This is a genomic window from Arcticibacter sp., from assembly GCF_053551015.1.
Genome location: NZ_JBMQOB010000021.1, coordinates 72,608 through 98,201 on the forward strand (window position 1 = coordinate 72,608; position 25,594 = coordinate 98,201).

Genomic DNA, 25,594 nt, shown 5'->3' on the forward strand with positions numbered 1-25,594 from the left:
CAGAAATGGCCTGAGCAGAGGTGGCTGAACAGATTTAACATCGGCTATTCAAGACGATAGCGAACAGGAATTTGTCTCTATCGCACAATATGCGCTTTCATCTCCGGGAATGCCATTTTAAACCAGTAGGTGTAGTTCTGGCCATTTCTTTCAAACTCCCGCTCTAAATATTCTAAAGTGACCCAGCTAAAATCACTTGCTTCAATAGTGTTGGGTGCGACATCGCCACTGTAGTAGCCGAGAAGTAAATGATCGTACTCGTGCTCCGTTAAGCCGTTGTCGAAAGCATGCTTGTATAGCAGATGGCCGATAGAAGTAAGATCACAGCTAAATCCCATTTCCAGTTGCAGTCTGATCCGGGCTGCTGCAAGCGTATTTTGTCCCGGTGCAGGATGGCTGCAGCAGGCATTGCTCCACAGTGCGGGAGAGTGATACTTTTCGGCAGCTCTTTTTTGAAGGAGCATTTCTCCTTTGTTGTTGATAATGAAGATAGAGAAAGCACGGTGTAACAGCCCTCGCTGATGAGCCTCCAGTTTCTCACAGGAGCCTACAGGACGGTCATTGTCGTCAACCAGGATGACCTGAGCTACATTATTGTCCAGAGGAAAATCATCATTTAAGAACATGGCGTGCGGGAGTTGTTCTTTAAAGGTAATAAATCTCCCTCAAGATTTCGTTTGCAGCTAAACACGCATGTGATCCGGATTCCAGTTCTTTATTGCTTTCTTGATTGATTTTGCATCCAGGTTTTGGGCTAGCGTTCTTTCGGTGAGGCCAACTAGTTCTTCGTTTGAGGCAAACCTCAGGGCAGCGATCTGGGAAAATGACAAACGACGTTCTGTTTCATCAAACGGCTGGCCCGTAAGCTGCAGGTAACGTAAACGCATTTCTAATCGGACTATTCGATTCTGGTTCGTGAGTGCATAGTGTTGTCGGGTCATAAAAGAGAGCCAACAGACCAGTACAAGAATTACCGTTATGAAGCTAAATACAACTCTGTTTTCGCTGTCGCTTACGATATAGTAGACAGAAGATCCAATGAGAAGGAATATAAGGGGATAAAAGACAAAATGATGAGGCGGATAGAAACGAATATGGTTTTCGTAGTTCTGATTCTTCATAAAATGGGTTTTCTGATTGTTTTATGTATGTGATAGCTGAATTTCGTTGCGCTTATAGTGTATTTGCCGTATTTTTCATGCAAAAATATCCTGCTATGCCTGTTTTTACAAACGTGTTTAAGTCTCTTCCTGTTTTTTATTTTTTTCTGCTGTTCAATTCTACTCATCTCAGGGCGCAAAGTTTAAATGAGCCAGATGAAATCCTGCGGGCTTATGAGAAATCTACGAGAACGGTGACCGGACAGCCAGGCAACAAGTATTGGCAGAACAGGGCACATTATGACATTTCCGTAAGTGCGCTTCCTCCGTCGCGTGTGATAAAAGGTTCTGAGACGATTACGTATGAGAATAACAGTCCTGATACACTCAGGAGTATCGTTATGAAGCTGATTCTAAATCAGCACAGGCCTGATGCGACCAGATATGGACGGGCCGATGAAGATTATCTGAGTACCGGCATAGAAATACGTAGCTTCCTGGTTAATGGAAAAAAAAGTAAATGGAAGAAGTCAATGGGTACAAAGACGTGGGAGGAACTCCCCTTGGAGGAGCCCTTAGGCCCTGGTCAGAAGTTGACGATGGAGATCGACTGGCAGTATACCATTGCGCGGCAGGCGGGGAGGGAAGGTATGCTTGATTCTACTACGTTCTACCTGGCTTATTTCTATCCCCGTATCGCTGTTTACGACGATTATGTTGGTTGGGATAAAACCGAATTTACCGGTGGTCCTGAGTTTTATAACGATTTCAATGAATATAGCTTGAAAGTTTCCGTTCCTTCAAATTACGCCGTTTGGGCGACAGGAGTCTTGAAGAACGCCGATCAGGTATTAGAGCCGCCGGTAGCTGCGCGTTTGCAGCGAGCTGCTGTGTCAGACTCAACCATCACCATTGCCGGATTAGAGGATTTCAGAAGAAGACAAGTAACGCGGAAGGCGAAGGTCAATACCTGGCATTTTGAGGCTTCAAACGTGTCGGATGTGGCGCTCGGACTTAGTGATCATTATATATGGGAAGCAGCTAGTGTGATTGTTGATGAGAGGAGTGGGAGAAGGGCAGAGATGCACGCAGCCTATTCGGACACCGCGAAAGCTTACCGTTCCATGGTCCAGAATGGACGATATGCACTAAACTGGTACTCACATCAAATGCCGGGAGTGCCGTATCCCTACCCAAAAATGACCGCATTTGAAGGTAACGCGGATATGGAATACCCGATGATGATCAATGACAGTTCGATTGATGGTCCCAACGGCCGTCGCGTAAGCGATCATGAGATAGCTCACACCTGGTTTCCTTTTTATATGGGTACCAATGAAACACGCTACGCTTTCATGGATGAAGGCTGGGCGAGTACACTCGAACTGCTGATCGGCAGAAGCTATTCAGCTACCGACGCCTCTGAACTTTACAAAATAAAGCGGGTCAAGCCATGGATTTATAATACTGCGAAGAAGAGTGAAGTACCTATCATTACGCCTTCCTATGAGTTAACAGATCAATATCGTTTCAATGCCTATAATAAGCCCTCTCTTGCCTATCTCTCTCTTATGGATTTATTGGGAGAGGATCTTTTTAAGAAGTGTTTGCTGGCCTACATGGATAGATGGAATGGTAAACATCCTGTGCCATGGGATTTTTTCAACACGTTCAATGATGTTTCAGGGAAGCCTCTGAACTGGTTCTGGAAGAACTGGTTTTTCTCGAAGCATTATATAGATCTCGCTATTGTGCGAGTGGAGAAAGTGGCAGATGGTCATGTCATAACGATTGCGAACAAAGGTGGTTTTGCAATCCCATTCAATGTGGCGGCGGAATATGAGGGAGGAACAGTGGGGGGGACACACGTAAGTCCTGCCGTTTGGGAACAGAACGACAAGGAAGCGAAAGTGAAACTTTCGGGGACAGCCGACGTTCGCCGGATTCGTGTAGACGGAGACTTGTTTCTGGACCGCAATCCTAAAGATAATACCATGGATCTCAAATAGCTGAATATGCGTACTTTTGAGTGATGCTTTTCTTTCACCCGGAATTCCTGTTTGCGCTTGTGCTCGTTGCAGTACCTGTAATCGTGCATCTTTTTAATTTCAGGCGTTTCAAGAGGGTACTCTTTTCGAACGTTTCCCTGTTGAAGAAAGTCAGTCTGCAAACATCGGGATCAAGGCAAGTTACAAGGTATGGCCTTCTACTCTGCAGATCCTTAGCCCTTGCTTTTCTCGTGCTGGCATTTGCGCAGCCCTACGTGCCGGATTCAGAAAATCAGTCGGAAATCCGGGATCGGATCGTTTCCATCTATATCGATAATTCGTATAGTATGGAGGCACAAAGCAAAGAGGGTACATTGTTGGATGAGGCCAAAAGCAGAGCAAAACAGATTGTTTCTTCGTATGGTTTGAATGATCGTTTCCAGTTGATAACGAATGACTTCGAGGGACTTCATCATCGCTTGATGACCAGGGAAGAATTTACTGAAGCTGTTGATACGATATCAGTTAGTCGCCGGAACCGTACATTCAGGCAGATAAGCCATCGACAGAAAACGCTTTTTGGAAGCAATGCCGCCAGGTCCTCGATAACGTACATTCTGTCTGACTTTCAGCAGAATCTTGATGATGGGAACTGGGTGGCAGGCGACTCGTCTACCCGGTATGTTTTGCTCAGATTTAAGGCAGCTGAGCTGACGAACATCTCCATTGATTCGGTTTGGTTCCTTTCTCCCTTGCATCGGCCGGAGAGCGAGGAAAAGGTGGTTGTGCGATTGAGGAATAGTTCAGATAAGAAATCGGGCGCCATCGCGCTTAAACTTCAGGTTGGAGGTCAGCAGAAAGCTATGTCAACGGTTTATATCGATCCCCGTGAACTTGTTCATGATACCTTGCAGTTTAGCTCCGGTGCGACAGGCTGGCAAGATGCTGAATTGGAAATTCAGGACCATCCTTTCACTTTCGACGATAAATATGTTTTTAGCTATGAAGTGCGGAAGTCTTTATCAGTTCTTGTTATTGAGAATGAAGAAATAAATCGCTATATCGCCGCGGTATATGCTGCAGAGCCCTTTTTTAGAGTCGAGCGTGTGGCTAGCGGGACCGTGAATTACGCTGAATTGGGTAGGTATCCCATGGTGATATTACCTGGTCTGCCGGCGCTTAGTGAAGGACTGATTCATCAGTTGGCGCAGTTTGTCAGGGAAGGAGGTACGTTAATGGTGTTTCCACCGGTTGAAGGGGATTTGTCGTCGCTGAGGAACCTTACGTTGCGGTTGGGAATTGACAATCCATTACAAAGGGTTAACCGCAAAGCGAAGACGCATTCCATTGATGTGGATCATGCTCTGTTTAGAGATGTTTTTCAGGGGGTAGCTCGAAATATTGACCTGCCGGAAGCAAGTTCCTATGTACAGTATTCTCATTCAAGCAGAGGCAGTCGACGATACATTCTGCGCTTTGAAAACGGAGATTCCTTTTTTACTCATTATAATGTGGGAGCAGGTCAGGTGTTTTTGTCCGCTGTGCCTCCCGCTGAGGAGAGTTCTAATCTGGTCACGCATTCTCTTTTCGTGCCCCTTATGTATCAGTCAGCATTTCTGAGCTTGAGGGATCAACCTCTCAGCTACACCATCGGACGGGATCAGCAGATCAGCTTGAGGCGCTTAGAAACCGGAAAGCGGGAGAGGCTACGACTAAAGTCGCAAAATGCAGAGATCATCCCTGATGCGAGGCAAACAGAAGACGGTATGAGATTGTTTATATCTGAACAAGTCACCGAACCGGGTGTATACGATTTGGTGCGTGGTGACAGCTTGATCAGCAAGGTAGCATTTAATACCAATCCTTCTGAGTCGGATCTCACTTTTCTGAATGATAAAAGGCTTACAGAGATATTTCCATCGGGGGCTTCCAGAATATCTAACGCCTCTGAAACCGCTCCCGCATCAGAAATAAAAGCAGCAAATTATGGTGCTCAGTTGTGGAAACTTTGTCTAATTTTATCCCTGATTTGCCTTGCTGCGGAAATCCTGCTCCTGCGCTATTATGGGCAGACGACATAAAAGATTAATGATCAAATGAATACACTACTCTTTCGCTCAGCTACTCTGCTTCATCCGATGTCTGAATACCATCAAAAGTCTGTCGACGTATTGATAAAAGACGGAAAAATCGATGCGGTGTCTGAGCACATTGATGCCAGCACAGACGGTCAGGAGATCATAAATGCAAAGGGGTGCTATCTTGCTCCCGGCTTTTTCGATCTCAATGTGAACTTTGGAGAACCGGGTCTTGAAACCCGGGAAGACCTGATGAGCGGAACAGCGGCAGCGTTGGCGGGGGGATTTACGGGAGTTGCTGTCCAGCCAGCTACGAATCCGCCGGTTCATTCTAAGTCGGAAGTCTCTTACATCGTGAACCGCAGTTCCAGGTTTCTTGCCGATGTTCATCCTCTCGGTTGTATCAGTCAGAACAGAGAGGGTAAAGACCTGGCAGAACTGTATGACATGAAGCTTGCTGGTGCTGTCGGATTTACAGATGGCAGCAGACCGATAAATGATTCCGGATTGATGAGCAGGGCGCTGCTTTATGCAAAGGCATTCGACGGACTCGTGTTCTCTTATCCGGAAGACAGTTCAGTAGCGGGAAAAGGAAAGATGAACGAAGGCATTGTCAGTACCTATCTGGGCATGAAGGGGATTCCAAGCCTTGCAGAAGAAATATCCATTTCGAGAGACCTTTATCTCGCTGAATATAATGAATCCAGAATACATTTTAGCACAGTATCCGCTGCTGGAAGTGTGAAGCTGATCCGGGAGGCGAAGGCCAGGGGAGTACGTGTGACCTGCGATGTTGCAGCGCATCATCTCGTACTTACCGATGAATCGTTGAAAGGATTTGATACTAACTATAAAGTCAAACCACCGCTGAGAACTCAGGACGATGTAAGTGCTTTGATTGAAGGACTAAAAGACGGGACGATAGACGCCATTGTGTCTCAGCATACACCCCACGAAATAGAGTTTAAGGATGTAGAGTTTGAAATTGCTTCTTTCGGCATTATCGGTCTTCAAACCGTGTTGCCTTTGGTTTTACAAACCGGACTTCCTGTGAATCTACTGGTTGAGAAGCTATCAATCAATCCCCGGAAGATCCTAAATTTGCCGGTTCCGACACTCGAAATTGGTGAGGCAGCAAACCTGGTATTATTCAGCACAGAGCTAGACTGGCTGTTCGATGCAGGGAGCAATAAATCAAAATCGGCAAACTCACCCTTCATTGGTCAGACTTTAAAAGGTAAGGTTCTGGCTATTTGTAACAATGAACAGTTTTATTATCAACAATAAGGACTATGGAAAAACAGATCGAAAAGGCAGTTAGTGCCGCGTTAGCGCAATTTGAGAGTATCTCAGGAAAGTCAGTTGCCGAGTTTCAGGACAAGATCAGTGCTGTATTCGATTCTGAGAAGGGGTTTATGGAAAAGGTTGCGGATCTGGATGCCGCATTTGATGATGAGCCTTCATTGGAAAATCTAAGGGAGGTATTCTTTGACCTGCTTATGGTGAATTTCTTCTCGGAGGATGTTCATAAGCTGGAAGAAGATTATCTGGATACCCCTGAATGGGAAGATATTGAAAATCAAACTATCGATCGTGGTACAGAATTACTGAATGTACTGCTTTATATTCAGGAGTGTGAGGATGAGGACATTCAGCCAGAGCTTGAGGACTTTTTAAAGGAGTTTTTGTTGGTTGATGAGGATGAGTTCCAGGATGAACACCGCATCTACGAAGATATGATCGCCAATCAGGTGCTGATGGAAAGCAATGTGGAAGAAATCAGTAAGGTTGCTGCAGGTCTTTCAGATGAGTCTGAAATAAAGGACCTGTTCTATCCGGTGATGTGTTTCTTCTTGCAGACTACTCCAGAGGAGGATGAAGTTCAGGAGGTGATCAATTACAGTGAAGATCCTGAATTTGACGCTGCGATCTATTCGATGTTGGTTGCTTTTAACGAAGGAGAATAGGTGGCCGAAGTGTTAATAGATCAAAAAGAGCTTAAAAAAGGTGGGGCAATAAATGGCCTCATCTTTGGCTTAATAATAACGCTGGCAGGTATCATCTCTGTTTACGTTCTTGCCAATACAGCCAACTTTGCACTTGTGGTTGCTACGCCACTTGTTGTCTCACTGCTCATACCGCTTGCAGTGGCCATCTTTTTGACGTTGAGCCTTAGAAAAAAAGTTGGGGGTTTCTGGACCTTGCGTCAGGCGACGACAGGAATTTTTATCATGTTCATTGTAGCTTATACGTGTTCCACCCTCGCGAATACGCTCTTTTATCAAATAAGCGGTTCCGGGTTGAAAGCACAGACCAAGGAAAATCTCGTTAAGGTGACTACTTCGTTCCTGGAGCGGCAAGGTGCTAATCAGGATGAAATTGATGCTTCCGTAACTAAGGTAACCGCGGGGTTTGCAGAGGGAGCAGCTTTGAGTCCGGGGCAGGTAATTCAAGGTTATTTACAGGCTATCATTATTATTTTTGTCGCTGCACTTATTTTCGCAGCAATCTTTAAAAAAGAGCCCGCTACCTTTATTAGGGTAGAGGATTAATACTATGTTGAACTCAAATATGGATATATCTGTAGTCGTACCCTTATACAATGAAGAAGAGTCTTTGCCTGAGCTGGTTGAATGGAACCAGCGGGTCATGGAGAAACAGAAGTTTTCTTATGAGATCATTCTGGTTGATGACGGGAGTACAGATCGTTCCTGGGAAGTAATTGAAGAACTGAAAAAGACCAATCCACACATTCGTGGTATCAAATTCAGAAGGAACTATGGCAAATCCGCAGCTTTGAATGTGGGCTTTGAAGCCGCGCAAGGAAAGGTTGTAATTACCATGGATGCAGATCTTCAGGACAGTCCGGATGAAATACCGGGTCTTTATAGCCGAATCGTTGATGACAAGTACGATCTCGTTTCCGGTTGGAAGAAGAAAAGGCACGATCCCTTAACCAAGACAATCCCCACCAAGCTGTTTAATTCTGCGACCCGTAAGATGTCGGGTATTTATAACCTCCATGATTTTAACTGCGGGCTCAAAGCTTATCGCCGGGAAGTAGTTAAAAACATTGAAGTATATGGAGAGATGCACCGCTACATTCCTGTATTAGCCAAATGGGCGGGCTTTAAAAAGATCGGAGAGCAGGTAGTGGAACACCGCCCCCGGAAATATGGTACAACCAAATTCGGGTTAAGCCGCTTTATCAATGGATTCCTTGATCTGCTGTCCATCGTTTTCGTAGGTAAGTTCGGCAAACGGCCAATGCACTTTTTCGGAGCTATGGGCGTGATCAGTTTCTTTGCAGGGACTATTATATCGATCTGGCTTATTGCCGAGAAGCTGTACGATATAGCTCAGGGTCAGAAATTTAGAAATGTAACGGATCAGCCCTTGTTCTTTATCGCTCTTGTTGCGATAATAGTCGGCTTTCAGCTCTTTTTAACCGGATTTGTTGCTGAACTGGTGGCCCGTAACTCATCTGAACGTAATGCTTACCAAATAGAGAAAGAAGCCTGATGTTCTTTTCTATCATTATTCCTTTATACAACAGACCTCAGGAGATTGATGAGCTTCTGTACTCGCTTACCCTTCAGACCTATACGCAGTTTGAGGTTCTGGTGATTGAAGATGGTTCTGCTAACGATGCACGTGAAATCGTGGAAGGCTATCAGGACAAGCTCGATGTGAGGTACTACTTCAAGAAGAACGAGGGCCAGGGCTTCACCCGTAATTACGCTTTTAAGCTTGCGAAGGGCGACTATTTTATCATGTTTGACTCTGACTGCCTTATTCCGTCAGACTATCTGGAAATCGTTCAGCGGCATTTACTGAAGTACCAGCTCGACACATATGGAGGTCCGGATACGGCACATGCATCATTTACACCGATTCAGAAAGCAATTAGCTATTCGATGACATCTCCTTTTACAACCGGAGGGATTCGTGGTAACAAAAAGCGCCTGGGAGGAGCCTTTCATCCGAGAAGTTTCAATATGGGTATTTCGAGGAAGGTATGGGAATCTACCAATGGATTCATTTTAACCCGTCTGGGCGAAGATATCGAATTCAGTATTCGTATTCAATCTATGGGCTTCAAAAGCGGATTGATCCCTGATGCAATAGTCTACCATAAACGGCGAACAGATTTTAAACAGTTTTATAAACAACTTCACTTTTTTGGCCGCGCCAGGATTAATATCTACACGTTTTTTCCGTCGCAGTTGAAAGCTGTCCATTTCTTCCCGGCATTGTTTACATTATTTATTATTTTTACAGTGCTTGCGAACGCGTTTAGCCTCAAGCTGGCAGAAATCTGCAATTTCCTAATTGCCCTTTATATTCTGCTATTGTTCTTTCATTCATGGAATGCGAACAAATCAGCCAAGGTCGCGTTTTTAAGCATAGTTGCGGCCTTTGTTCAGCTAATCGCTTATGGCTTAGGTTTTATGCAGGATTTTTGGAAGCGAATAATTCTTAAACATTCATGATTGAATTTCTAAAAGAAAGCACATTTGGCGTAAATGATGTAGTTAGTACAGCGTGGCGGGTGCTGAAACGCCAGTATTTTAAAGTATTGGGTTTGTGCCTTCTTATGTTCGTTATATTCAATCTTTCCGGCATTCTGGCGATGTTTATAGGGGGATTCAACTTTGCTTTGAGTATTCTCATGATGCTTATCTTTATCGTGGCTTACTTCGGATTCCAGCTCACACTATTTAAGTTTGTCCTGCGCGTGCTTGATGAGCCCGAAGCAGACGTCTACGTGAAGGATTCTTTTCCAACTACCAAGCAGATCCTGAGATTTCTCCTTGCTACTTTCTATTTCGTTTTATGTATTCTGCTGGTATACGGACTGATCGTTATCATCATCCTTCCCTTCGCCTATGTAAGGATTCCGATGGACATATTAACCCAGATCGCCACATCTTTAGGTGTGCTTGGAATAATCTTCACCTGGATACGGATATCTTTTTTTCCCTTCTTTATCATCGATAGAAACTGTACACCGTTTAAATCCATTCGCTTTAGTATGGCTATCACCCGTGGTAATTTTACTAAGCTCTTAATGCTCTTAATGCTCCTGGCAATATTTCAGGGTCTTTATTTAAAGATATATTCAGAACAGGATCTCGTTTCTGCTGCCATTATCAATCTCGTCAACTCCTTACTGATCATTCCCTTGTCGAGTGTGGCTATTGCTGTCGCTTATCGCCAGATGATGAATGAATATCACGGCGAAGATGATCCGGGTTTAATGGGGAACATTATCTAAGTGGAAGATGGGATTTAAGGCAATTCTAAGTAGACCCTTTGCTGCGTTCGCAGTTTATCAGATCAATAAATGGAAAAGCCGGGCAGTAGAAGCCCAGCGTCAGGTAATGGCAAGTTTAGTTGATGATGCCCGCCATACCGCATTTGGCAGGGATCATCATTTTGATCGCATCAAAACTTATGAAGATTTTAAAAGATATATCCCTATTCGTGACTATGAGGATTTGCGTCCTTATATCGACCGCGTAGTGAATGGAGAGGCCGACATACTCTGGAAGGGGAAACCTGCTTATCTCGCAAAAACTTCTGGAACAACCTCTGGTGTTAAATATATACCTATATCACGTGAGTCAATGCCTGAGCACATCAAAGCTGCTCGTAATGCCTTGCTTACCTATATTCATGAAACCGGAAAGACAGACTTTGTTAACGGAAAGATGATCTTTCTGCAGGGAAGTCCGGTGCTGGCCGAAAAACATGGAGTAGCCACAGGCAGGCTTTCCGGAATCGTTGCGCACCATATACCGCAGTATCTCCAAAAGAACAGGCTTCCTTCTTATCAGACGAACTGTATTGAAGATTGGGAAGATAAGGTGGACGCTATCGTGGAGGAAACGTTTCATGAAGATATGACGCTGATTTCGGGGATCCCCCCTTGGGTTCAAATGTACTTTGACCGTCTATCGTCTAAAGCCGGAGGAAAGAAGATTAAGGACATCTTCAAAAATTTCAGTCTGTTTGTTTATGGGGGCGTTAACTATGAGCCCTATCGTCAGCGGATGGAAGAGGTTATCGGTAAAAAGATCGACTCGATTGAAACGTATCCTGCCTCCGAAGGATTTATTGCTTATCAGGATAGCCAGACGGAAAAAGGATTGTTGCTGCTGGCGAAAGCAGGAATTTTTTATGAATTCATCCCTTCAGATGAATATTTTAACGAGAGCCCCCGCCGCCTCAGTTTAGAAGAAGTAGAGTTAAATACGAACTATGCCCTTATTCTGAATACAAATGCGGGACTCTGGGGGTATAGCATTGGCGACACCGTGAAGTTTGTATCCAAGGATCCTTACCGCATTGTAGTTACGGGACGCATCAAGCACTATATATCAGCTTTCGGAGAGCACGTAATAGGAGAGGAAGTAGAAAGTGCGCTCCTTGAAGCAACTGCAGAATATCAGGTGGAGATCACTGAATTTACAGTAGCACCCCAGGTAAGTCCTGAAGCGGGGGATCTTCCATATCATGAATGGTTTATCGAGTTTTCTCGTCCGCCAGAGGATCTCGCAGCATTCAGCAAGAGGGTAGATGAGGCGATGCAAAAAAAGAACATCTATTATTTCGATCTGATAAAGGGAAATATTTTACAACCCTCAATTATCAGACCTCTTGCGAAAGGAGCTTTTCAGCAATACATGAAAAGTGAAGGAAAGCTGGGAGGTCAGAATAAGGTACCAAGGCTCTCAAACGATCGAAGGATTGCAGATGGATTGACACCTTTCATCTCGTAAAAGAAATATTACACATTGAAACATATAGCAATTTTAGGGTCATCGGGAAGCATCGGCACCCAGGCTCTTGAGGTAATCCGGGACAATCCTAATCTATTTAAGGTTGCAGTGCTAACTGCCGGTAGGAATGCCGAGCTTTTGATTCAGCAGTCCCGGGAGTTCAAGCCACTTCAGGTGGTAATTGGCGACGAAAGTAAATATGAAACGGTAAAAACTGCCCTTCAGGACCTTGATATTGAAGTTTTGGCTGGCGATGAGGCTCTCGTCGAGGTTGTTAAGTTACCTATCATTGAGGTGGTTTTGACGGCTGTTGTCGGCTTTTGCGGATTGCGGCCAACAATTGCTGCGATTGAGGCCGGAAAGCACATTGCTCTTGCCAACAAGGAAACCCTGGTAGTAGCAGGAGAGTTGGTGACCGCACTGGCGAGGCAGCACCAGGTATCTATTCTGCCGGTGGACTCAGAGCACTCTGCGATATTTCAGTGTCTCCAGGGGGAAGAAGCTAACAGGGTGGAAAAGATCTATCTCACAGCCTCCGGCGGACCATTTCGAGGATGGAGTATAGAAGACCTTGCTCGGGTTACAAAGGCTCAAGCTCTTAAGCACCCCAACTGGGTTATGGGTGCTAAGATTACGATTGATTCTGCTTCCTTGATGAATAAAGGCCTGGAGGTCATAGAAGCCAAATGGCTTTTCGATTTGACACCTTCACAAATAGACGTCGTTGTACATCCGCAATCCATTATTCATTCCATTGCGCAATTTGAAGACGGGTCGATGAAAGCGCAGATGGGCCTGCCTGATATGAAGCTTCCAATACAGTATGCACTCGGATATCCGAACAGAATATTAAACACTTTTCCACGTTTTGATTTCTTGAAGCATACAGAAATGACTTTTGAACAACCTGATCGACGCACGTTTCGGAACCTGCAGTTTGCGTTCGATGCAATGGAGAAGGGTGGAAATACGCCCTGTGTGTTGAACGCAGCCAACGAGATCGTGGTCCAGGCATTCTTGAACGATCAGCTTGGCTTTCTGGAGATGAGCGATGTCATCGAAAAGTGTATGAACGAAGTTTCCTATATTCGTGATGCAAATCTGGAAGATTTTATCGAAACAGATAAGGAAACACGCAAGTTTGCCAGTAAGCTGGTAACAAATTATTAAAGAATTATTCTAATAGATTTTATAAGTACTATGGATGGATTGGTTATGACGGGCCAGCTTTTGCTGGGTCTTTCAATATTAGTTATACTACACGAGGCAGGGCATTTTTTTGCAGCCCGTGCTTTCGGAATAAAGGTGGAGAAGTTTTATCTTTTCTTTGACGCCTGGGGATTTAAGCTGTTTAGCTTCAAGTATAAAGGCTGTGAGTACGGAATGGGATGGCTGCCATTAGGTGGCTACGTGAAAATTGCCGGTATGATCGACGAATCTATGGATACTGAGCAGCTTGCCGGTCCCCCACAGCCTTGGGAGTTCCGTTCCAAACCGGCCTGGCAGCGTCTGATTGTGATGCTCGGCGGTGTGGCAGTAAATATAGTCCTGGGTATGTTCATCTTCTGGATGCTGACCTTCAAAATGGGCGAAACCTACATACCCAACGACAAGCTCGTTGATGGTGTTGTTCCCGGAACAGTAGGTAAGGCTATCGGTATCGAAACAGGAGATCGCATTGTGGCCGTGAATGGAGCGAAGGTTGTTCGGTTTGATGAAATAACCAGTTCTAAGGTGTTAATGGGCGGAGGTACGCTGAACATCATCAGAGATGGAGAAGCGAAAGACATTCAAGTCCCTGGAAATATTCTTGATGAAGTTGCTGACCACGGTGTTACTGAGTTTGTGCAGCCAAGAACCTCCATCAGCTCGATCAGTGAAGTCGTTCCAGGCAGCAAGGCGGCAGCAGCAGGCTTCGAGAAAGGCGATAGTATCCTCAGTGTGAATGGAAAGCAGATTACTTATTTTGATGAGTTCCAACAGCAGTTGATGGCCAGGAAAAATAACAAGATAAGTGTAAATGTATATCGGAACAAACAAGTGGTTACTTTGATGCCTGTCGTAGGCGAGGAGGGCACAATTGGTGTTTCGTTGAATATGAATCTGCCTACCGAAAGTCTGGATCACGGCTTCTGGGCTTCTCTGCCTATAGGTGCATCGAAAGCCTGGGGCATGTTTACCGACAATGCAAAAGGCATTGGAAAGGTAGTGACCGGACAAGTAAAGGCACAGAAAGCATTTACAGGCCCTGTGGGAATCGCTAATATGTTTGGCGCGGAAGTGAACTGGTTAAAGTTCTGGACGCTTGTAGGCTTGCTCTCCATGGCTCTGGCACTGATGAACTTATTGCCAATCCCTGCACTTGACGGTGGACACGCTGTTTTTTTGATTATTGAGATGGTGAAGGGAAGCCCGTTGAGTGATAAGTTTATGGAACGCGCCCAACTCGTAGGTTTCGTCATTATCGTTGCTTTAATGGTCTTTGTTTTGGGCAACGATATATTTAAATATGTTCTCAATTAATTACTCCTTTGATTATCAGTCACTATTGGAAAATCGGATTTTTTCTTGCAAAAATGTAGATTAATAAATACATTTGCATCCCGATAACGAGGGAACGCCCAGCTGGCGGAATTGGTAGACGCGCTGGTCTCAAACACCTGTGGGAAACCGTGCCGGTTCGACTCCGGCGCTGGGTACGTTAAAATGATAAAAGAGGGTAATCATGAATATGGTTACCCTCTTTTCGTTTGCTAGCTTTTTAGATTCTGAGCATACAGGAGCCTCCAAGTCAATGTTGGAGGCTCTGGCAGTTATAGTCTTATTGTCAAGCTAAGCTGTATGGTTTTCAAGTAAGGCCAAATTGGTGTCTTGTATCAAATTAAAAGATCGCCCGATATTTCGAATTGCTCTGGTTCAGGTACCACATCAATATAGGATATGGTGATCAGACTCGTGCAGGAGCCTGCCCAGGTACCAAGTGGTCAAGCTTTCAAATAGATGTTAGCTCGTCTCATTCTACCTTTATCTTAAGTGGATTTTTTGCTTATCAGCTGTGCTGAAATGCAGGCGGGGTTAAGTCGTCATGAGCGGATGATTTTCCGGGCCAGGAGGTCATAAACTGCGTTTTAAACAAATCATATAAGGATTTGTACAATTGTGCCATGAATTATCTAAGGCTTGCAGTACTTTAGATCAACCAAGTTTTATAAACCTGTTAAGCTAACTAGTCACGACGAAATTTAAAGAGGATGGTGTCTGTGCAATCCAGGCTTCAATCTTAAGCTAACCAAAATTTACAACGGCGATGAAGTACTATCGGCGGATTGATGATTAAATAACCAAACTATAATAACATGATTGAAAATTTACTTAAACGACGGGCACGATCTAAACAGGTGCCGAACGGCCCACCCTTTATTATTTATCACTACCTATCTTATTCATAACTCCTTCCCGGTATTGCGCTGCTTATATATCATCAGCTGTCTTAGGGATGTATTATGGCGGTGCCGGGTCCAGTCAATAAGAGAAACACCTCATTTTAGAAGCAGGATTGTTGTTTCGTACCAACATTCGGAGTGCATCTCTATGTCTTTGAATGAGAGAATTTCCTGCTATCAAATTATTTAAACCTTTTAACCAATGGAAAGTAGTAAAAAAGTTCATAAGGACTGGCGTCAAGCGTGGCACTCCCTTAAAAAAGTTCTGCTTGCAAGTATCGTTTTCGTTTTGCTGACAAACGTCGTTTTTGCCCAGCAACGAAGAACGATCACCGGGGTTGTAATGGAGGGGCAAAACACTCCGATCATTGCAGCAACCGTATCTGTAAAGGGTACGTCTATTAAAACTTCGACCAACGCGTCAGGGGAGTTCACTTTGAGCGTTCCTGCAAATGCGACGACTTTAACAGTGGTTTACATCGGTATGATGACCCAAGATGTAGACATCCGCAATAAGAGCACTGTTCGAGTGGTAATGAAAGATGACGTCCAGATGCTCCAGGAAGCTGTAGTTCAGGTTGGTTACGGCCAACAAAAGAAACAGAGTGTAGTTGGATCGATCACTCAGACCACAAGTGAAACATTGGAGCGTACTGGTGGGGTCACCAGTTTGGGGGCTGCTTTGACGGGAAATTTACCTGGTGTAATCACGACAGCCAGTACAGGGATGCCTGGAGAAGAGGATCCGCAAATTCTGATCCGTGGCCGCAGCACCTGGAATAATGCCAGTCCGCTTATTCTGGTAGATGGTGTGGAAAGATCCATCAATAATATCGATATCGGCTCGGTCGAGACCGTATCAGTCTTAAAAGACGCATCAGCTACTGCTGTATTTGGAGTTAAGGGAGCAAATGGGGTGATCCTTGTAACAACAAAACGCGGTCGCTCTGGTAAAGCTGAAATAAGGGCTTCTCTAAATACGGTTGTAAAAGCGCCGTCAAAACTGCCGGGAAAGCTTGACTCCTATGATATGTTTCGTGCCAGGAACCAGGTTATTGAATATGAGCTGGGTCTTGCACCAGGTGCATGGTCTTCTATTTTGCCTGAAGACGTGATGATGAAGTACCGTTCTCCCGCCAATCTGGAGGAGGCGGAGCGCTATCCAAATGTTGATTGGGTAGATGTGCTTTTCCGTGATAATGCGATGAGTTACAACGCGAACGTAAATGTCGCCGGTGGAACTGAATTCGTTAAATATTTTACCTCAGTTGATTATCTCGATGAAGGCGATCTTTTCAAGCGCTTCGATAATAACCGCGGATATGAAGGAGGATATGGCTTTAACAGATTAAATGTACGCAGCAATCTGGATTTCCAGCTTACCAAGAGTACAGTGTTCAGAACAAATCTTACAGGATCCAGAGGAGTAACCAACCGTCCCTGGATCGGCGTGAATCCTTATAATACCTGGACTGCGGCTTACTCTGCAGCACCGAACCTTTTTCTGCCAAAATATTCAGATGGAGTCTGGGGATTCTATTTTCCGAACGTACAGCAAGGACTCAACTCAGCGCAGATCTTGTCAACAAGTGGGATACAGGATATCACAACTTCCCGGATCACCACCGACTTTACACTCGATCAGGATCTAGGTATGGTTCTGAAGGGCTTGAACTTTAAGGGAACCCTCTCTATTGACAATACATTTGTTGAAAACGGCCGTGGAGTGAATGACGCGAACAACGGTGTCTTGAGTAAGTATATTGATCCTGAAACGGGCCTCGTGACTTACTCGCAAACTAAAGACGCCGGGACAGAACTTGAATGGAGGGAGAGCGTTCGCTGGGCAAGTAATGCAGGTACCGTAGATGATAGAGAGACTTTCAGGCGCATGTTTTCACAATTGCAGCTGAATTATGCAACGCAAATTGCAAAAAACCATAATGTAACAGCAATGGCGTTATGGAGCCGCGACCAGAATGCACGAGGTAGTATAATTCCATCATACCGTGAAGACTGGGTGTTCAGAACGACATATAATTACAAAGGAAAGTACAGTGCTGAATATAACGGAGCCTACAACGGTTCTGAGAAGTTTGGACCTGATTATCGTTTTGATTTCTTTTCTTCCGGAGGTTTTGGATGGATGATATCTGAAGAACAGTTTATGAAAGGTATCCGGTTCCTGGATATGCTTAAACTCCGGGGGTCATACGGTGAAATTGGAGATGATGGTGGTTCACCAAGGTTCGCCTACCTTGGCAACTGGGCATTTGGCGGCCGGACTCCCTTAGGTATAACTGGAGAATCTGCAGAACAGAGCCCTTACAACTGGTACAGAGAAACGGGAGTAGGAAACCCGAATGTACGCTGGGAAAGGGTAGTGAAAAAGAACATTGCGCTTGATTTTGGAATCTTCAAAAACTTCTTGTCAGGAAGTATCGACGTTTTTCAGGATGATAGAAGTGATATTCTTAGCACCACTCGTGCTGTGCCGTCATATTACGGAGCCGCTCCTCCTGTAGCGAACGTTGGAAAAGTACGATCAAGAGGCTATGAGTTTGATTTACGTTTTAACAAGCAGATTAACGATAATCTTCGTTTCTGGTCGAATATCAACTTTACCCACGCTAAAAATAAAGTACTTGAGGCCGACGTAGCATCCCTGTTGCCTCTTTACTCCAAGCCGTTGGAGAAGCAGATTGGTCAGGCTTATTCTTACGTGAGTCAGGGATATTATAACACCTGGGATGAACTCTTTGCCAGTACTCCGCATAATGCAAACGATAACCAGAAGCTTCCAGGTAACTTTCACATCATTGATTATAATGCAGATGGTATTATTGATGCCAATGATAATATCCCTTACGGGTACTCCGGTGCTCCAGAGAATACTTATAATGCTACCCTGGGATTTGACTGGAAGCGGTTCAGCGTGTTCGCGCAGTTCTATGGTGTGAACAATGTTACAAGGCAGGTGGTGCTGGGAAGTTTTGGCGGAAAAAATACTGTTGCCTATGAAGAAGGAAGTTACTGGTCAATGAATAATACCAACCCGGACGGACCAATGCCAAGATGGGAATCAACACCAACCGGCTTTTATACAGCAGACAGGTATATGTACGATGCTTCTTACATCCGCCTAAAGAACGCAGAAATTGCTTACACGTTTAATCAGAATTGGATTAAAAAAGCGGGTATGTCCAGCGTTAGGTTATTTATAAACGGAAACAACCTGTTCGTATGGACTAAGATGCCCGATGACCGTGAAGCAAATTACCAGGGCGCCGGCGGTCAGGGATGGGCTTCTCAAGGAGCTTATCCTACGGTAAAACGTTATAACCTTGGTGCAAACATCACCTTCTAATATTGATTGTAATGAAAAGATATATAAAAAGCATATTGATTATGGGACTCGTTTCTTCTATGATAGGAGGAGTTTCTTGTAAAAAGTATTTGGATAGGGATCCTGAGTCAATCGTATCAGAAGAGTCTGCCTTTAGAGACTTTCGGAATTTTCAGGGCTACACAGAAGAACTATATAATTGTATTCCTGATTTCACCAACCGGTACTGGACAAATAGCTGGAACTGGGGAGAAGACGAGATTCAATCTACAGTCCAGAACTTCCACATCGTAAACAAGATCGATAACGGTGACTTTTGGGGGTGGCAACGCGAGTTTGACGGCTGGGGTGCAGGCTTCATGGATAACGCGTCGGCAAATACGAATAATGACCGGATGACAAAAGGGCTTTGGCCCCTGGCATGGTACGCCATCCGCAAGACGAATTTAGGCCTGGAAAATTTGGATAAAATGGTCAATGCAACTGATGAGGAGCGAAAACTAATAAAAGGTCAGCTTCTTTTCTTCAGAGCCTGGTCTCATTTTATGCTCATGCAATATTTTGGAGGGCTGCCGTATGTTGATAAGGTTCTTCCATCTGATGAACCGCTCAAGCTTCCAAGACTAAGCTACCAGGAGTGTGCGGCATTGGCTGCAAAAGATTTCCGTGAAGCTGCCGATCTCCTACCCGTAAACTGGGATGAGACCCAGGCCGGAAGAACAACCCTGGGAAAGAACCAGTTGCGCATCAATAAGATTATGGCTCTGGGTTACCTGGGTAAAAACTATCTATGGGCAGCCAGTCCCCTGATGAACTCTGTGTCCACAGGAACGAAGGCGTACAATCCTGAGTTAAGTAAACTTGCAGCAGCCGCGTTTGCAGAACTTTTGCAACTGACAGAGAGTGGCGCTGCTCCTCACAAATTGCTGCCTTTTAATAAATACAGTGATAACTTTTATACGATCGGGCAGAATTTCATGATCCCCGGCGGTACTGAAGCGATCTTTACAGGTCCATACTGGGGAGCGCACGGTTCTACTTACGGAACCGCAAAGCAGTATACGACGCTTATTGCAGGCGCTGAGTCCCTTGTCTTCACACCTACTGCCAATTATGTGAGCTACTATGGAATGCAGAACGGCCTACCAATTCCTAATTCATCTGAGGCAGACGCTGCATCAGGCTATGATCCGCAGTTCCCATGGCGTGGGCGCGACCCGCGTTTTTACAACGACATCGGCTTTGATGGAGTGAAGGTGGTTCAGGGACCGCTCCCTGCAAACGTGGAGCCCAATCGCTACGCTAATCTACATACCGGCGGAAGCTATCGCGATGATCGTTCAGGCAGCCGTACAGGATATATTCTCTACAAATTCATTCCACGAACTGCCAATGGGTATGACCAGGGATGGAATTATGGTCAGAATCTTAATATAAAGGTACCGTATATGCGTTTGGCCGACATTTATCTGATGTATGCTGAAGCTGTTGCAACAGGTTATAATTCGCCTGGTGCGAGTGCTCCCGGATTCAGTAAGACCGCCGTTGATGCCCTTAATGTCATTCGCGACAGGGCAGGTGTTGCACATGTTGCGGCACAATTCCTTGGTTCTGCTGATGAGTTTATGAAAGAGGTTAGGAGGGAGCGCGCTGTGGAACTTGCCTTTGAGGGGCACCGCTTTAACGATCTTCGGCGCTGGTATCTCCTTGCAGAAGTACCTTATACATTAAAAACAGCCGCGGAGTTCGACAGGGCTTCACCACTCAATCCATCTGTTGATCCTAAGAATAACAGGGTGGCGAACTTTCGCGAACGGGTGATCTTGCAAAGGCCATTCACAGAGAAGCATTACTGGCTGCCACTAAAGAGAGCCGATGTAAACATGTATCCGGAGTTTAATCAAAACCCCGGCTGGTAATTCATCGAGTGTATAGATCAGATAAAAAAATTAATATGAAATATTCAAAAATAGCATTGGCTATGTACCTTTTTGTCACGCTCTCGTTTGGCGTGGCAAATGCTCAGGATGCCGCTAAAATAGCTGTCAAAGCAATTGTCCGGGGGGCTGACGGCGAACCGCTCGCAGGAGCTGTAGTTACTAATCAGTCGCTAAATCTCAGAACGGTTACAGACAGCCGCGGCATGTTAGAGGTTGAAGTTCCGCAAGAAGCAGCGCTTACTGTTAGTGCTGATGGCTACAAGCCTTCGCTTATTGTGGTCACACCAGGTTTGGAACGTATTGACCTGTCTCAAAATACCCGGTCTGTCAATGTGGCTTTCAAATCGGTTAATGATACAGATTTGCCATCGGGCGTATCCAGCGTAAATATTTCCGATCTGATGGAGAAGAACTATCTGCTTAATTTTGAGGGGATGGAAGCTTTTGCAGCCGGATACAATGGAAACCATTTATGGGGAATGAATAGCTCCCTGGTATTGATAGACGGCGTGCCTCGTGACATCTCCAGCATCTCACCTAATGAGATCGACCATATTACCTTTCTGAAAAGTGCTTCAGCCGTTGCTCTTTATGGCAGCCGGGGCGCAAAAGGCGTTATCATGGTAAGTACGAAGAGAGGAACAGAGGCAAAGCAACGCATAAATGTCCGCGCAAATGCTGGCATCAATACTCCGAAAAGATTTCCTCAATACCTGGGTTCTTCCGAATACATGACATTGTATAACGAAGCCAGAGTTAATGATGGCTTGGGCGTACTGTATTCGGACGAGACCATTTACAACCATTCAGGAGTAAATCCGTACCGTTATCCGAGCGTGGATTACTACTCATCTGATTACATTAAGAACAGTTTCGCGCGCTACGATGCCGTAACTGAAATATCCGGAGGTAATGAGCGTGCCCGCTATTATACTAATCTGGGGGTAAGTTCAAATGGTTCTCTTTTAAACTTCGGCGAGGCGAAGGATCATAATACAGCGCAACGTTTCAACGTGCGTGGTAATGTCGATATGAAGCTAAACAGGATTTTGAAAGCACGGATCGATGCAAGTGCGGTGTTCGCAAACGGTTCTGGTGTCAATACAGACTATTGGGGAAGCGCTGCGACATTACGTCCAAATCGATTCACTCCGCTGATACCTTTGAGCTACCTGGAAGAGAATGATGAAACGAATTGGGCTATAGTGAATGCTGCTACGATTATTGACAACAAGTATCTTCTCGGTGGCACATCTCTGGATCAAACAAACCCTTTCGCAGCAATCTACGCAGGGGGTAGCAATAAATTCGTGCAACGTGAATTTCAATTTACCACAGGTGTGGACGCGGACCTGAATGGTTTGCTGGATGGCTTGTCTTTTAGTACAACAATGGGTGTGGACTATTGGAACAGATATAACCAGGGTTACAGAAACGGGTACGCGACCTATCAGCCAACGTGGACATCTTACGCTGGTACAGATATGCTGTCGGGATTGCAGATCTTCGGGCAAGATACTCGTACAGGAAACGAGGAAATTGCAGATAGCTGGTACCGTCAAACGATTTCATTATCAGGGCAGTTCAATTACAATAAGACAGTAAACGGTGCCCATAATATCTCGGCTATATTGATGGGTGCAGCCTTCCGCCAGTCTCTTTCGGAAGTTTACCAGCCGACTACCAACTCGAACCTTGGTTTGCAGTTGGGATACAATTTTAATCAAAAGTACTTTGCAGAACTTACGGGTGCTGTAGTGCGCTCACCAAAGCTTGCTCCCGGCAATCGTACTGCATTTTCACCGGCAGGTTCAATTGGCTGGCGAATCAGCGAAGAACCCTTTCTTAAGGACGTATCGTTTGTTAACAACCTGAAGCTAACAGCCTCTGCCGGAATCTTACATACCGATCTCGATATTACGGATTATTTCCTATATGAGAGCATATACACGGGTACCGGAAACTGGTATGGCTGGAATGACGGCTCAGGAACACAATCAACTGACTCCAGGAGAGGCGAAAACTTCGATCTGAAAATGGCCAAAAGAGAAGAGATTAGTCTGGGCTTAGAGGGTGTCTTGTTCAAAAATCAGCTTAGCTTTGGTGCTAATGTTTTCCGTAATATTTTGTCTGGCAATGCTATACAGGCAGACGCGTTATATCCAAACTATTTTACTCAAAATTTCCCTAGCTCATCGTTCATCCCTTATGTCAACTACAATAATGATCAACGCACAGGAATGGATTTTTATCTGAATGTGAACAAGCGGCTTGGAGCGGTAAATTGGGTCCTGGGTACAGCATTGACCTATTACTCTACGAAAGCGGCAAAGCGTGCAGAAATCTATCAGGATGCTTACCAGAATCGCCAGGGAAGGCCACTTGATGCTATCTGGGGCCTTCAAAGCGATGGGTTTTATATGGATGCTGCAGAAGTTGCTGCGGCTGACGGTGTAAACAGTCCGAAGCCTGCATTTGGTCAGATTGCGCCTGGCGATATCAAATATAAAGATCAAAATGGCGACAATGTCATAAACGAGAGGGATGAGGTGTATCTCGGTCGTGGAGGATGGTTTGGAGGTGCTTCGACTGGAGCTCCTTTGACTGCAGGTGTGAATCTTTCTGCGACATGGAAGAACCTGACATTTTTCGCACTCGCGACCGGTCGTTTCGGAGCCCATGCGATTAAGAGCAATAGTTATTTCTGGGTTAATGGTGATGATAAATATTCGGCGGTTGTAAGGGACCGTTGGACGGAGGAAACTAAAAATACAGCGACCTTCCCACGGCTGACAACTCTTGGCGGTGATAATAATTTCAGGAACTCAGACTTCTGGATGTATAGTACAAACAGGATTGACCTCTCAAAACTGCAGATATCATACAAGATTTCCGATAGCGTATTGAAGAGTAAGCTTCTTCATGAACTCGGTGTATACGTAGCCGGATATAATCTACTTACCGGGGCAAAGGAACGAGAGATACTGGAAACGAATTTCGGCGGTGCCCCTCAGACGCGGCTGTACAACCTGGGCATAAAGGCTCTCTTTTAATGATTTAACACTTAATGATATGAACAGATTTTCAGTGCTACTTATAGGTGTTGTTTTAGCGATGACGGGCTGTGAGAAATTCACAGAACCAGCTCTTCAGAATAACGGCGACTTCGAAAATATATATGACGAACCGAGTTTGGCTCACGGTCTTCTATTGAATGGTTATACGCGCCTACCAACAAATGGCTGGACTTTTAGCGACGTCGCAACTGATAATGCGGTGAGTAATGATGCAACTAACAATTTCAGGCGACTTGCTACCGGACAATGGTCTTCTGTTTTCAACCCGGTGGACCAGTGGACTAACTCCCGGGCAGGCATTCAATACCTGAACATGTTTCTGGCTGAAGCCGACAAAGTGACCTGGGATTCTAAGGATCCCATGCTTGGCAGGATGTTCAAGGACAGGCTTACTGGCGAGGCATACGGACTCAGAGCATATCTCATGTTTTATATGTTGCAGGCTCATGCCGGCTGGGTAAATGGCGTATTATATGGCTTTCCATTAGTTTTAGACCCAGAAACACCAACCTCAGACTTTAACAAGCCCAGGGCCACTTTCGATGACTGTATCAAACAGATCTATAGTGACCTTGCAAAGGCGGAAGAACTTCTACCTCTCGATTATGACGATATTTCATCAGCATCTCAGGTGCCCTCAAAATATGACGGGGTAAAGGTGGAAAACTATAACAGGGTTTTCGGACGCCTGTTTAAACTGAGGATGACAGCAAGGATTGCAAAGGCGATTCGTGCAAAGGCAGCTCTAATGGCCGCTAGCCCCGCTTATTCAGCAACAAATAATCAGGACCGCTGGGTTGAAGCTGCTAATCGTGCCGGAGAAGTTCTGCAGCTCAATGGATGGTTAGCCAACCTCGATCCTAATGGTGTAACCTGGTACGATAACAAAGCTGAAATCGACGCTTTAGCTTCCGGAGCCAATCCTAAGGAAGTACTATGGCGTAGTAATGTAGGTTCCAACAGTGACCTTGAAGCAGACCATTATCCACCTACTTTGTTTGGAAACGGACGTTTGAATCCGACACAGAACCTCGTCGATGCGTTCCCCATGGCTAACGGATATCCCATCACCAATACTACATCAGGGGGTTACAGCGCTGCGGCTCCTTACGCGAACCGCGATCCACGTTTAGCGAAGTATATTCTGTACAACGGAAATACCGCAGGTCCAGCGAATAGTGTAATCAACACAGCAGCAGACGGCCCTACTAATGATGCTCTGAACAAAGTGGAAACTTCTACCAGAACCGGTTATTACATGCGCAAACTCCTTAGACAAGATGTGAGCCGGAATTCTGCTTCAATCAACAACCAGAAGCATTATCGACCACATATCCGTTATACCGAGATCTTCCTGGCATACGCTGAAGCGGCGAATGAAGCATGGGGACCAACAGGAACTGGTGCGAACGCCAATAGTGCCTATGACATCATTAAAGCACTGCGCAACAGGGCAGGGGTAGGAAGAACCAATGGAGATGCTTACCTTGAATCAGTGAAAGGTGATAAAGATGCAATGAGAACCCTGATCAGGAATGAGCGGAGATTAGAGCTTGCCTTTGAAGGTTTTAGATTCTGGGATTTGCGCAGGTGGAACCAGGATCTGAACGAAACTGCAAAGGGAGTTCGTATACAGCAGAACGTTCATCAGGTGATAGATGTTGAGGCGAGATCATATCAGGATTTTATGAGGTTTGGTCCTATACCTTATAGCGAGATATTAAAGTTTAACGCGCTGCAACAAAATACAGGATGGTAGTCCGGAACTTTCGCAGTGCTGACCTAAGATAAGCAGATTTTAAAACAAGGATAGGTATCAACGATCCGGTTGGACCTA

General features: G+C 45.2%; 17 protein-coding genes and 1 tRNA gene. 16 read left to right on the forward strand and 2 right to left on the reverse strand.

Annotated features, from left to right (window positions below; genetic code table 11):
- Window positions 1–77: 77 nt before the first annotated feature.
- Both idi and ACO1NU_RS14165 read right to left on the reverse strand, forming a co-directional pair.
- A complete protein-coding gene (gene idi / locus ACO1NU_RS14160) occupies window positions 78–626 on the reverse strand; it encodes an isopentenyl-diphosphate Delta-isomerase (RefSeq protein WP_448819145.1) in 549 nt (182 codons plus the stop codon).
- Between the two features lie 57 nt (window positions 627–683).
- Window positions 684–1,121, reverse strand: coding sequence for a DUF6526 family protein (locus ACO1NU_RS14165; RefSeq protein ID WP_448819146.1), 438 nt, complete (start codon window positions 1,119–1,121; stop codon window positions 684–686).
- A gap of 95 nt (window positions 1,122–1,216) precedes the next feature.
- Here ACO1NU_RS14165 and ACO1NU_RS14170 point away from each other — a divergent pair, with 95 nt between their 5' ends.
- From ACO1NU_RS14170 to ACO1NU_RS14245, 16 genes are all read left to right on the forward strand, one after another.
- Complete coding sequence (locus ACO1NU_RS14170; RefSeq protein WP_448819147.1) at window positions 1,217–3,109, forward strand: M1 family metallopeptidase; 1,893 nt, start codon at window positions 1,217–1,219, stop codon at window positions 3,107–3,109.
- Window positions 3,110–3,132: 23 nt separating this feature from the next.
- On the forward strand, window positions 3,133–5,169 hold the full coding sequence (locus ACO1NU_RS14175) for a BatA domain-containing protein (RefSeq protein ID WP_448819148.1): 2,037 nt from the start codon (window positions 3,133–3,135) through the stop codon (window positions 5,167–5,169).
- 15 nt (window positions 5,170–5,184) lie between these two features.
- Complete coding sequence (locus ACO1NU_RS14180; RefSeq protein ID WP_448819149.1) at window positions 5,185–6,453, forward strand: dihydroorotase; 1,269 nt, start codon at window positions 5,185–5,187, stop codon at window positions 6,451–6,453.
- 5 nt (window positions 6,454–6,458) lie between these two features.
- Complete coding sequence (locus ACO1NU_RS14185) at window positions 6,459–7,133, forward strand: hypothetical protein (RefSeq protein WP_448819150.1); 675 nt, start codon at window positions 6,459–6,461, stop codon at window positions 7,131–7,133.
- Window positions 7,134–7,718, forward strand: coding sequence for a DUF4199 domain-containing protein (locus ACO1NU_RS14190; RefSeq protein WP_448819151.1), 585 nt, complete (start codon window positions 7,134–7,136; stop codon window positions 7,716–7,718).
- 19 nt (window positions 7,719–7,737) lie between these two features.
- Window positions 7,738–8,688 carry a glycosyltransferase family 2 protein gene (locus ACO1NU_RS14195; RefSeq protein WP_448819373.1) on the forward strand — a complete coding sequence of 317 codons (951 nt, stop codon included), beginning with the start codon at window positions 7,738–7,740 and terminating at the stop codon, window positions 8,686–8,688.
- Window positions 8,688–9,659, forward strand: a complete 972-nt coding sequence (locus tag ACO1NU_RS14200; RefSeq protein WP_448819152.1) for a glycosyltransferase — start codon at window positions 8,688–8,690, stop codon at window positions 9,657–9,659. Before ACO1NU_RS14195 ends, ACO1NU_RS14200 begins: the two co-directional genes overlap by 1 nt.
- Complete coding sequence (locus tag ACO1NU_RS14205; protein ID WP_448819153.1) at window positions 9,656–10,444, forward strand: hypothetical protein; 789 nt, start codon at window positions 9,656–9,658, stop codon at window positions 10,442–10,444. Before ACO1NU_RS14200 ends, ACO1NU_RS14205 begins: the two co-directional genes overlap by 4 nt.
- 7 nt (window positions 10,445–10,451) lie before the next feature.
- A complete protein-coding gene (locus ACO1NU_RS14210; protein ID WP_448819154.1) occupies window positions 10,452–11,951 on the forward strand; it encodes a GH3 auxin-responsive promoter family protein in 1,500 nt (499 codons plus the stop codon).
- Between the two features lie 15 nt (window positions 11,952–11,966).
- Window positions 11,967–13,121 carry a 1-deoxy-D-xylulose-5-phosphate reductoisomerase gene (locus tag ACO1NU_RS14215; protein ID WP_448819155.1) on the forward strand — a complete coding sequence of 385 codons (1,155 nt, stop codon included), beginning with the start codon at window positions 11,967–11,969 and terminating at the stop codon, window positions 13,119–13,121.
- A gap of 30 nt (window positions 13,122–13,151) precedes the next feature.
- The gene (rseP, locus tag ACO1NU_RS14220; protein WP_448819156.1) at window positions 13,152–14,474 is read left to right on the forward strand and encodes an RIP metalloprotease RseP; all 1,323 of its coding nucleotides are present in this window, start codon (window positions 13,152–13,154) and stop codon (window positions 14,472–14,474) included.
- Window positions 14,475–14,570: 96 nt separating this feature from the next.
- Window positions 14,571–14,650, forward strand: a tRNA-Leu gene (locus ACO1NU_RS14225).
- Window positions 14,651–15,596: 946 nt separating this feature from the next.
- Window positions 15,597–18,761 carry a SusC/RagA family TonB-linked outer membrane protein gene (locus tag ACO1NU_RS14230; protein WP_448819157.1) on the forward strand — a complete coding sequence of 1,055 codons (3,165 nt, stop codon included), beginning with the start codon at window positions 15,597–15,599 and terminating at the stop codon, window positions 18,759–18,761.
- An 11-nt stretch (window positions 18,762–18,772) separates the two neighbouring features.
- The gene (locus ACO1NU_RS14235; RefSeq protein WP_448819158.1) at window positions 18,773–20,659 is read left to right on the forward strand and encodes a RagB/SusD family nutrient uptake outer membrane protein; all 1,887 of its coding nucleotides are present in this window, start codon (window positions 18,773–18,775) and stop codon (window positions 20,657–20,659) included.
- 35 nt (window positions 20,660–20,694) lie between these two features.
- Window positions 20,695–23,733: a SusC/RagA family TonB-linked outer membrane protein gene (locus ACO1NU_RS14240; RefSeq protein ID WP_448819159.1), complete on the forward strand. Its 3,039-nt coding sequence runs from the start codon at window positions 20,695–20,697 to the stop codon at window positions 23,731–23,733.
- A 19-nt stretch (window positions 23,734–23,752) separates the two neighbouring features.
- Window positions 23,753–25,516: a RagB/SusD family nutrient uptake outer membrane protein gene (locus tag ACO1NU_RS14245; protein WP_448819160.1), complete on the forward strand. Its 1,764-nt coding sequence runs from the start codon at window positions 23,753–23,755 to the stop codon at window positions 25,514–25,516.
- Window positions 25,517–25,594 lie beyond the last annotated feature (78 nt).